Source organism: Bradyrhizobium sp. (genome assembly GCF_030693485.1).
Taxonomy (GTDB): Bacteria; Pseudomonadota; Alphaproteobacteria; order Rhizobiales; family Xanthobacteraceae; genus Bradyrhizobium.
This window is the reverse complement of record NZ_JAUYAN010000161.1, coordinates 1-7,726: the sequence shown is the minus strand read 5'-3', so window position 1 is coordinate 7,726 and position 7,726 is coordinate 1. Positions and strand designations below refer to the sequence as shown.

Here is a 7,726-nt window from a genome sequence, read left to right as displayed (position 1 = left end):
GGCTCGCTTGGCGGTCTCGGCGGCTGTCCGTTCGCGCCCGGCGCCACCGGCAATGTGGTGTTCGAGGATTTGGCGTTTCTCTGCGAGAGCAAGGGATTTGCCACCGGCATCGATATCGAGAGGCTGATCGCGGTGCGCGGGATCTTGCGATCGGAAATGCCCGGCGAGACGCTGTATGGCGGATTGGCGCGGGCCGGATTGCCGGGCGGCACGGCGAAGGCGGCGTGAAATTCTTCTCCCTCCCCCCGCGTAGCGGTGGGGAGGGTGGCACCTCGTGAGCGTAGCGAACGAGGTGACGGGTGGGGGGCTGCTTCAACGCATTCGTCTGCCGGATCACTTGCTGAGACACCCCCCACCCGACCGGCCTTCGGCCGGCCACCCTCCCCACCACGCGGCGAAGGGCCGCGCGGGGGGAGGGATAAGAGAAGCGCCGTTCCTCAATCGTGCTTGTGCTTGGTCTTGCTCGCTCGCTTCTTCCTGGTCCCTGCGGTCGGGATCATCACCACGCGGCCGTAGCGCACGCCGCATTCGGCGATGATGTGGTCGGCGAAATGCTGCACTTCGCTGGCGGCGCCCTTCAGCGCCGTCACCTCCATGCAGCTATCGTCGTCGAGATGGACGTGCAGCGTCGCCAGCGACAATTCGTGGTGGCCGTGAAAATTCCGCACCAGGCGTTTCGACAGGCCGCGCGCGGGCAAAGCCAACCAGTATTTTCTGCGCGGCTTCAATCTCGACCACGGCACCGACCTTGCCATCACGGTCGACGGCATACCGGTGAATATGCGGACCCGCGGCCACGGCCAGGGCTATGCCGACATCAACTTCCTGATTCCGGAACTGGTCGGGGCGGTCAATGTCCGCAAGGGTCCCTACTTCGCCGACAAGGGCGATTTCGCTTCCGCGGTTCCGTCGACATCGACTATCTCACCGGGCTGCCGAAGAATCTTGCCGAGATCAGTTTTGGCAGTTTCGGCCATCTGCGCGGGTTGCCGCCGGCTCGACCGCGGTCGGCGCCGGCACGCTGCTCGCCGCGATCGAGGGCACCAAATATAGCGGCCCGTGGGAACGGCCTATCCATCCGGTGGAGCCATTGGCGGTTCGGCTGACATTGGCGGGCCGGTTCCGATCCGATCCGGGCAAGGCACTGGCGATTACGAAAACGCGTTGCCGCCGCGCAGGCCGAGCTTCTTGAAGATCATCGCCGCCGGGCAGAATCCGGTGAACGCTGCCTGCAGCATGTTGAGCCCGGCGAAGGCGGTCAGCAGGAACCAGTAGGGACTAACCAGCCAGCCCAGCGCGAGGCTGAGAAGCACCATGCATCCGGCGAAAGCGAGCACTGCCTTATCGATATTCATGACGTATTTCCTTTGGTTGAGTTCTTGCTTGGGTCTTTTGGGTTTGAAGCGTCAGGGCCGGGCAAGCCCGGCCATCGTCCATGCCACGATGTTTCTGGTGTCCATCGCACCTGAGGTCCGCGCGATTTCCCGGCCGTTGCGCATCAGTAGCAAGGTCGGGATGCCGCTGATCCCGAGGCGGGAAGAGACCGCGGGCGCCTGGTCCGAGTTCAGTTTCAACAGCCGCACTGCCGGTTCGAGCTGCTGCGCCGCGCGTTCGAACATCGGCGCCATCGATCGGCAGGGACCGCACCACGGCGCCCAGACATCGACCAGCACCGGAACATCGTTGTGCGCGAGATGGCGGTCGAATGCCTGCTCGTCCACTTCGATGGGATGGCCGCTGAACATCGGCTGATGGCATGATCCGCAACGGGCATTCGTCGCGGTCCGTTCGGCGGGCAGCCGGTTGATCCTGCCGCAATGCCCGCAGACGACCTGGTGACTTGCACTCATGTTTCGGTCCTGACCTCCTTGATCTTGGCGATGTTGAGCTTGTCGAGCAGGAAGCGTTCGTAGAACGGCTCGCTCTCGCCGCGCCGGATCTTGCGCAGGAAATATTTCTCGAACGCAACCTTGGCGAGATGGACCCATTCGCCCTTCGATGACCAGTTGACGTTGCGCGGAGGGATTTGCGGCTGTGCCAGGAAGGCGACGCCGGAGTCGCCGAAATCGGCGAGGCAGATCGCATTCCAGGTCGGCTGCGCCACCGGCGTCTGGCCCTTTAGCAGCGCGCCGATGTTCATCGCCGTCGCCGTCACCATCGATTCAATCATGAAACCGGTTTTCGGCACCCCGACCGGGACCGGGGTGGCGCCGATCGGCGCGATCGCCACGCAGACGCCAATCGCGAAGATGTTGGGATATTCGGGATTGCGCTGGTGCTTGTCGACAATGACGAAGCCGCGGGGGTTGGTCAGCTTTTCGATGCCCCTGACAGCGCCGACGCCGCGAAATGCCGGCAGCATCATCGAATAGGCGAACGGCAATTCGTGGGTCTTGCGGATCGAACCGTCGTCGGCGACTTCCTCGACCGTCATCTTGCCCTGCTCGACGCCCTTGACCCGGGCGTTGGTGATCCATTTGACGTGCTTCTCGCGCATTTCGCTTTCGAGCAGGCCCTTGGTGTCGCCGACCCCGTCGAGGCCGAGATGGCCGATATAGGGTTCCGAGGTGACGAAGGTCATCGGCACGCGATCGCGCAACTTGCGGCGGCGCAGCTCGGTTTCCAGAATGAACAGGAATTCGTAGGCGGGACCGAAGCAGGAAGCGCCCTGCACAGCGCCGATCACCACCGGTCCCGGGTTTGCCGCAAGCTTCTCGAAGGCGTCCTTGGCGTGGGTCGCGTGGTCGACATGGCAGATCGACTGGGTGTGGCCGTCCGGCCCGAGCCCGGGGATCTCGTCGAATGCGAGCTCCGGCCCGGTGGCTACCACCAGGTAATCGTAATCGATCGAAACGCCGTCCGAGAGCTCGATACGATTTTCCGCGGGATGCACGCGCTGCGCGCCCTGCGTCAGCAGCCGCACGCCCTTGCGCTTCATGATGTCCACAAGGTCGATCTCGATGTCGCCGCGCTTGCGCCAGCCGATCGCGACCCAGGGATTGGAGGGGACGAAATGATACATCGGCCCCTGGGAAACCACGGTCAGGCGGTCGCCCTTGCTCAACTGCGGCAACAGTTCATAGGCCATCAGCGTTCCGCCGAGGCCGGCTCCGATAACGACAACTTCCGACATGGTCGTCTCCGTTGGCTGTATTCCCCTGCTGACGGCTGCGCCGGTTTTCCCCGGTTCGTTGGCCGCGTCGCTTGACTATATATGCGAACTCGCGTATATACGCAAGTATGAAAATAGATAGCGCGATAATGGAATCCGCGGCCGACCAGGCCAGCGACCTCTTGAAGGCGTTGTCCAACCGGCACCGGCTGCTGATCATCTGCCAGTTGATCGACGGCGAGCGCTCGGTGGGAGATCTCGCCGGGTTCCTGACCCTGCGTGATTCCACGGTGTCCCAGCATCTTGCGCTGCTCCGCAAGGATGGCCTGGTGGCGGCGCGGCGCGACGCCCAGACGATCTACTATTCGATCGCCAGCGACCCCGCGCGCGAGGTCCTGAAGACCCTCTATCTGGTCTATTGCGCGCCGAAGGCCCGAAAACCGAAAGCAAAACTATAGCAGCGCGCAGGCGACACCTTGAGGCACCTCAAGGTTGTTGAGGTGAACTTCATGCGATGCTGCGACAGCCGCCATTCGTGCGGAAAGGCAATTACGATGCGTAGCGGATTGACGACGATGTGCATGCTCGCGGCGGTGGCGTTCGGCGCCAATTCCGCCACCGGCGAGACCCTGACCGTAGCCCTGCGGCCGGTCGCCGACGCGAAGGCGGTATTCGCCACCGTCGAGAGCATCAGCGTGGTGCCGGCCCGTGGCCGCATCGGCGGCACGGTCGTTCAGCTCAATGTTCGCGAAGGCGATCCGGTGACGCGCGGGCAGGCGATCGCCGTGATCGCCGACGACAAGCTTGCGCTGCAGATGAAATCGCTGGATGCGCAGATCGACGCCCTGCAGGCGCAGGCCGGTCAGGCGCAGACTGATTTTACCCGGATCGAGGGCCTGGTGGAGCGCGGCACGCTTCCGCGCGTCAGGCTCGATGAGGCGCGCACCGCGCTCAACGTGGCGGATAACGGCCTGCGGGCGAAGTCCGCGGAACGCGCGGTGGTGCAGCAGCAATTCAACGAAGGCCAGGTGCTGGCGCCGGCCGGCGGCCGCGTGCTGAAGAAGCTGGTCGCGGTCGGTTCCGTCGTGCTGCCGGGCGATCCCGTGGCGATGATCGCGCAACAGGATTTCAAACTGAGGCTGCGGGTGCCGGAGCGGCATGCCCGCTTCCTCAAGGCCGGCGACAGGATCAGGGTCGACGGCGCCGAATTCGGCGACCAGAGCCCGAAATCGGGCGTGATCGATCTAGTCTATCCGCAGATCGAGGACGGCCGCGTGATCGCCGACGCCACCGTGGAAAATCTCGGAGAGTATTTCGTCGGCGACCGCTTGCGGGTCTGGATCTCCGGCGGCGAGCGGAAAGCGTTCGTGGTTCCGTCGAACTACGTCACCACGCGCTATGGCATCGACTACGTCCAGATACGCCAGGCCGACCGCACCATCAGCGCGCCGGTGCAGCGGGGCCGCCCTCTGGCCAACCCTGAGTTCCCCGATGGCCTCGAGATCCTGTCCGGCATTCGTCCCGGCGACCAGTTGGTGCAGCCGTGAATCTCGGACTGTCGGGCCACCTGACCCGGGCGACCATCGGGTCCCCGCTGACGCCGCTGTTCCTGCTCGCCTCGCTTGTTGTCGGCATGATTGCCGTGGTCGCGATTCCGCGCGAGGAAGAGCCGCAGATCAGCGTCCCCATGGTCGACATCCGCGTCAATGCCGACGGACTGCGCGGGCCGGACGCGGTCGAACTGGTCACCAAGCCGCTCGAATCCATCGTCAAGGGCATCGACGGCGTGGAGCACGTCTACAGCCAGACCGAGGACGACCGCGTCATGGTCACCGCACGCTTCCTGGTCGGGACCAAGTCCGAGGATGCCATCCTCCGCGTTCACGAGAAAATCCGCGCCAATCTCGATCGCATTCCGGTCGGAATCCCCGAGCCGCTAATCGTCGGCCGTGGCATCAACGACGTCGCCGTGACCGTGCTGACGCTTTCGCCGAAACCGGAAGCGGCCGACCGGTGGACGGACAAGGACCTTTACGAACTCGCCGACAAGCTGCGCTCTGAACTGATGAAGGTCGACAGCATCGGCCTGCCCTATATTTCCGGCGGCGCCGCCCAGCAAATCCGGGTCGAGCCCGATCCGGAAAAACTCTCGCTGTTCGGCGTGACGCTGCAACAGCTGGTCGCCAAGGTGAAGGACGCCAACCGCTCGTTCCTGGCGGGACAGGTCCGCGACGCGGGCACGGTTCGCAGTGTGTCGGCGGGCCAGACCCTTGCCGGCATTCCCGACATCGGCCTGTTGCTGATCTCGACGCGGGACGGACGTCCGGTCTACGTCAAGGACGTCGCCAGCGTCGTCATCGGACCCAGTGCGACCGAACACCGTGTCTGGAACGATGCGCGCGACGGCAAGGGCAAATGGGAGCGGGTCCCCGCGGTCAGCCTGGCGCTTGCGAAGCGCGCGGGCGCCAACGCGGTAGTGGTTTCCGAGGAAATCAAGCACCGGCTTGAGGGGCTGAAGTCGCGCCTCATTCCCGACGAGGTCGTGGTCACCGTCACCCGGGACTATGGCGAGACCGCGAACGAGAAGGCTAACGAACTGCTGTTTCATCTCGGTCTGGCGACGATCTCGATCGTGGTCCTGATCGCGATCGCGATCGGGTGGCGCGAGGCGCTGGTCACGCTGGTCGTGATTCCCACCACCATCCTGCTGACGATGTTTGCTGCCAATCTGATGGGCTACACCATCAACCGGGTCAGCCTGTTCGCCCTGATTTTCTCGATCGGCATCCTGGTCGACGATGCCATCGTGGTGGTCGAGAACATCGCCCGCCACTGGGCGATGCGGGATGGCCGGCCGCGATTGCAGGCCACCATCGAGGCCGTTGCCGAGGTCGGCAATCCGACCGTGGTTGCGACTCTGACCGTCGTTGCCGCACTGCTGCCGATGCTGTTCGTGTCGGGGCTGATGGGTCCGTATATGGCGCCGATTCCGGCGAATGCCTCGGCGGCGATGCTGTTCTCGTTCTTCGTGGCGATGGTGGTGGCGCCGTGGCTGATGCTGCGGCTGGCGCCGAAGGAGGGTGCCGTCGGCGTGGCGCATGCCGCGCATGACGAAGGCGCGCTCGGCCGCCTTTATCGCCGCATCGCAACCCCGATCGTTGCCAGCAAGCGTTCGGCCTGGATCTTCCTGATTGGCGTCGGCGTCGCGACCCTGTTGTCGATGACCTTGTTCGCGACCAAGTCGGTGACGGTCAAGCTGCTGCCGTTCGACAACAAGTCCGAGATTGCGGTGGTCGTCGACCTTCCGGAGGGCGCCAGCGTCGAAGACACCGAGCGGACCCTGTTCGCCGCAGCCGATGTCGCCCGCGGCCTGCCGGAGATCACATCGGTGCAGTCCTATGCCGGCACGCCGGCGCCGTTCAATTTCAACGGCCTGGTGCGGCACTATTATCTCCGCGAGCGGCCGGAACTGGGTGAGTTGCAGGTCAATCTCGCCGCGCGTTCCGACCGCAAGCGGGCAAGCCATGATATCGCGCTCGATCTGCGCCAGCGCTTGAAGGCCGTCAGCGTGCCCGCCGGCACCAGCATCAAGGTGGTCGAGGTGCCGCCGGGACCGCCGGTTCTGGCGACGCTGCTGGCCGAGATCTACGGGCCCGACGCGGCAACTCGCCGGGCGGTGACCGGCGAGCTGAAGAAAATCTTCGCCGAAGTGCCGTTCATCGTCGATATTGACGATTCGATCGGGCAGAAGCGGCCGCGGCTGCGGTTGTCGATCGACCAGGACCGGCTCGAATTCTTCGGCGTCGAACAGCGCGACGTCTACGATACCATCCAGACGCTGTTCGGCGGTGTGTCGGTGGGCTATTCGCACCGCGGCGAGGACCGCAATCCGATCGAGATCGCGGTCCGGCTGCCGAAGCGCGATCTCGCCTGGACGGAGGCGCTCGCCTCGACGCCGGTGCCCGCCAATACGCTGCCGGGCAGCAAGACCGTCGTCGAACTGGGGCAATTGGTGAAGGCGAGCGTCGAGGAAGGCTCGCCGCAGATCTTCCGCCGCGACGGCCGGTTTGCCGACATGGTGATGGCCGAGCTCGCGGGCCGGTACGAGGCGCCGCTCTATGGCATGCTGGCGGTCGCCGACCGCATCGAGGCGCATGATTGGGGCAAGCTCCAGAAGCCCGTGATCAGCCTGCATGGCCAGCCGTCCGACGAGTCCCGCCCGACGCTGCTGTGGGACGGCGAATGGGAGATCACCTACGTCACGTTCCGCGACATGGGCGCCGCGTTCGGCGCGGCGATCCTCGGGATCTATGTGCTGGTCGTGGCCCAGTTCCGCAGCTTCCGCCTGCCGCTGGTAATCCTGACGCCGATTCCGCTGACGCTGATCGGAATCCTGATCGGCCACTGGCTGCTGGGTGCGCCGTTCACCGCGACTTCCATGATCGGCTTCATTGCGCTGGCCGGCATCATCGTCCGCAATTCGATCCTGCTGGTCGACTTCATCCGCCACAGCGGCGGCGAGAACAGGTCGACGCGCGACATCGTGCTGGAAGCCGGCGCCGTGCGGTTCAAGCCGATCCTGCTCACCGCGCTGGCCGCCATGATCGGGGCTGC

At 64.7% G+C, this 7,726-nt stretch carries 6 protein-coding genes and 3 pseudogenes; 5 read left to right on the top strand and 4 right to left on the bottom strand.

The window, feature by feature from the left end:
* Positions 1 to 228, top strand: a pseudogene (locus tag Q8N40_RS11855) (hydroxymethylglutaryl-CoA lyase); the annotation flags it as partial.
* A gap of 209 nt (positions 229 to 437) precedes the next feature.
* On the opposite strand, the pseudogene nikR reads toward Q8N40_RS11855, so the two are convergent.
* Positions 438 to 692, bottom strand: a pseudogene (nikR, locus tag Q8N40_RS11850) (nickel-responsive transcriptional regulator NikR); the annotation flags it as partial.
* Position 693: 1 nt separating this feature from the next.
* Here nikR and Q8N40_RS11845 point away from each other — a divergent pair.
* Positions 694 to 1,072: pseudogene (locus Q8N40_RS11845) on the top strand (TonB-dependent receptor plug domain-containing protein); the annotation flags it as partial.
* Positions 1,073 to 1,151: 79 nt separating this feature from the next.
* Here Q8N40_RS11845 and Q8N40_RS11840 read toward each other — a convergent pair.
* Genes Q8N40_RS11840 through Q8N40_RS11830 form a run of 3 tightly spaced genes read right to left on the bottom strand, consistent with a single transcriptional unit; the run spans position 1,152 to position 3,133 of the window.
* The gene (locus tag Q8N40_RS11840) at positions 1,152 to 1,355 is read right to left on the bottom strand and encodes a DUF2892 domain-containing protein (RefSeq protein WP_304871304.1); all 204 of its coding nucleotides are present in this window, start codon (positions 1,353 to 1,355) and stop codon (positions 1,152 to 1,154) included.
* Positions 1,356 to 1,406: 51 nt separating this feature from the next.
* Complete coding sequence (gene trxC / locus Q8N40_RS11835) at positions 1,407 to 1,850, bottom strand: thioredoxin TrxC (RefSeq protein ID WP_305711944.1); 444 nt, start codon at positions 1,848 to 1,850, stop codon at positions 1,407 to 1,409.
* A complete protein-coding gene (locus tag Q8N40_RS11830; RefSeq protein ID WP_305711943.1) occupies positions 1,847 to 3,133 on the bottom strand; it encodes an NAD(P)/FAD-dependent oxidoreductase in 1,287 nt (428 codons plus the stop codon). Before Q8N40_RS11830 ends, trxC begins: the two co-directional genes overlap by 4 nt.
* A gap of 128 nt (positions 3,134 to 3,261) precedes the next feature.
* Here Q8N40_RS11830 and Q8N40_RS11825 point away from each other — a divergent pair, with 128 nt between their 5' ends.
* From Q8N40_RS11825 to Q8N40_RS11815, 3 genes are all read left to right on the top strand, one after another.
* Positions 3,262 to 3,570 (top strand): helix-turn-helix transcriptional regulator, encoded by a 309-nt coding sequence (locus Q8N40_RS11825; RefSeq protein ID WP_305319407.1) that lies wholly within the window; start codon positions 3,262 to 3,264, stop codon positions 3,568 to 3,570.
* A gap of 117 nt (positions 3,571 to 3,687) precedes the next feature.
* Complete coding sequence (locus tag Q8N40_RS11820; RefSeq protein WP_305711945.1) at positions 3,688 to 4,659, top strand: efflux RND transporter periplasmic adaptor subunit; 972 nt, start codon at positions 3,688 to 3,690, stop codon at positions 4,657 to 4,659.
* On the top strand, positions 4,656 to 7,726 hold a 3,071-nt coding region (locus Q8N40_RS11815; RefSeq protein ID WP_305711942.1), incomplete at its 3' end, for an efflux RND transporter permease subunit. The genes Q8N40_RS11820 and Q8N40_RS11815, both read left to right, overlap by 4 nt.

Excerpts from the sequence above, each read along its gene's own strand:
- Q8N40_RS11840 (WP_304871304.1), bottom strand. The coding sequence starts at position 1,355 with ATGAATATCGATAAGGCAGTGCTCGCTTTCGCCGGATGCATGGTGCTT.
- trxC (WP_305711944.1), bottom strand. The coding sequence starts at position 1,850 with ATGAGTGCAAGTCACCAGGTCGTCTGCGGGCATTGCGGCAGGATCAAC.
- Q8N40_RS11830 (WP_305711943.1), bottom strand. The coding sequence starts at position 3,133 with ATGTCGGAAGTTGTCGTTATCGGAGCCGGCCTCGGCGGAACGCTGATG.
- Q8N40_RS11825 (WP_305319407.1), top strand. The coding sequence starts at position 3,262 with ATGGAATCCGCGGCCGACCAGGCCAGCGACCTCTTGAAGGCGTTGTCC.
- Q8N40_RS11820 (WP_305711945.1), top strand. The coding sequence starts at position 3,688 with ATGTGCATGCTCGCGGCGGTGGCGTTCGGCGCCAATTCCGCCACCGGC.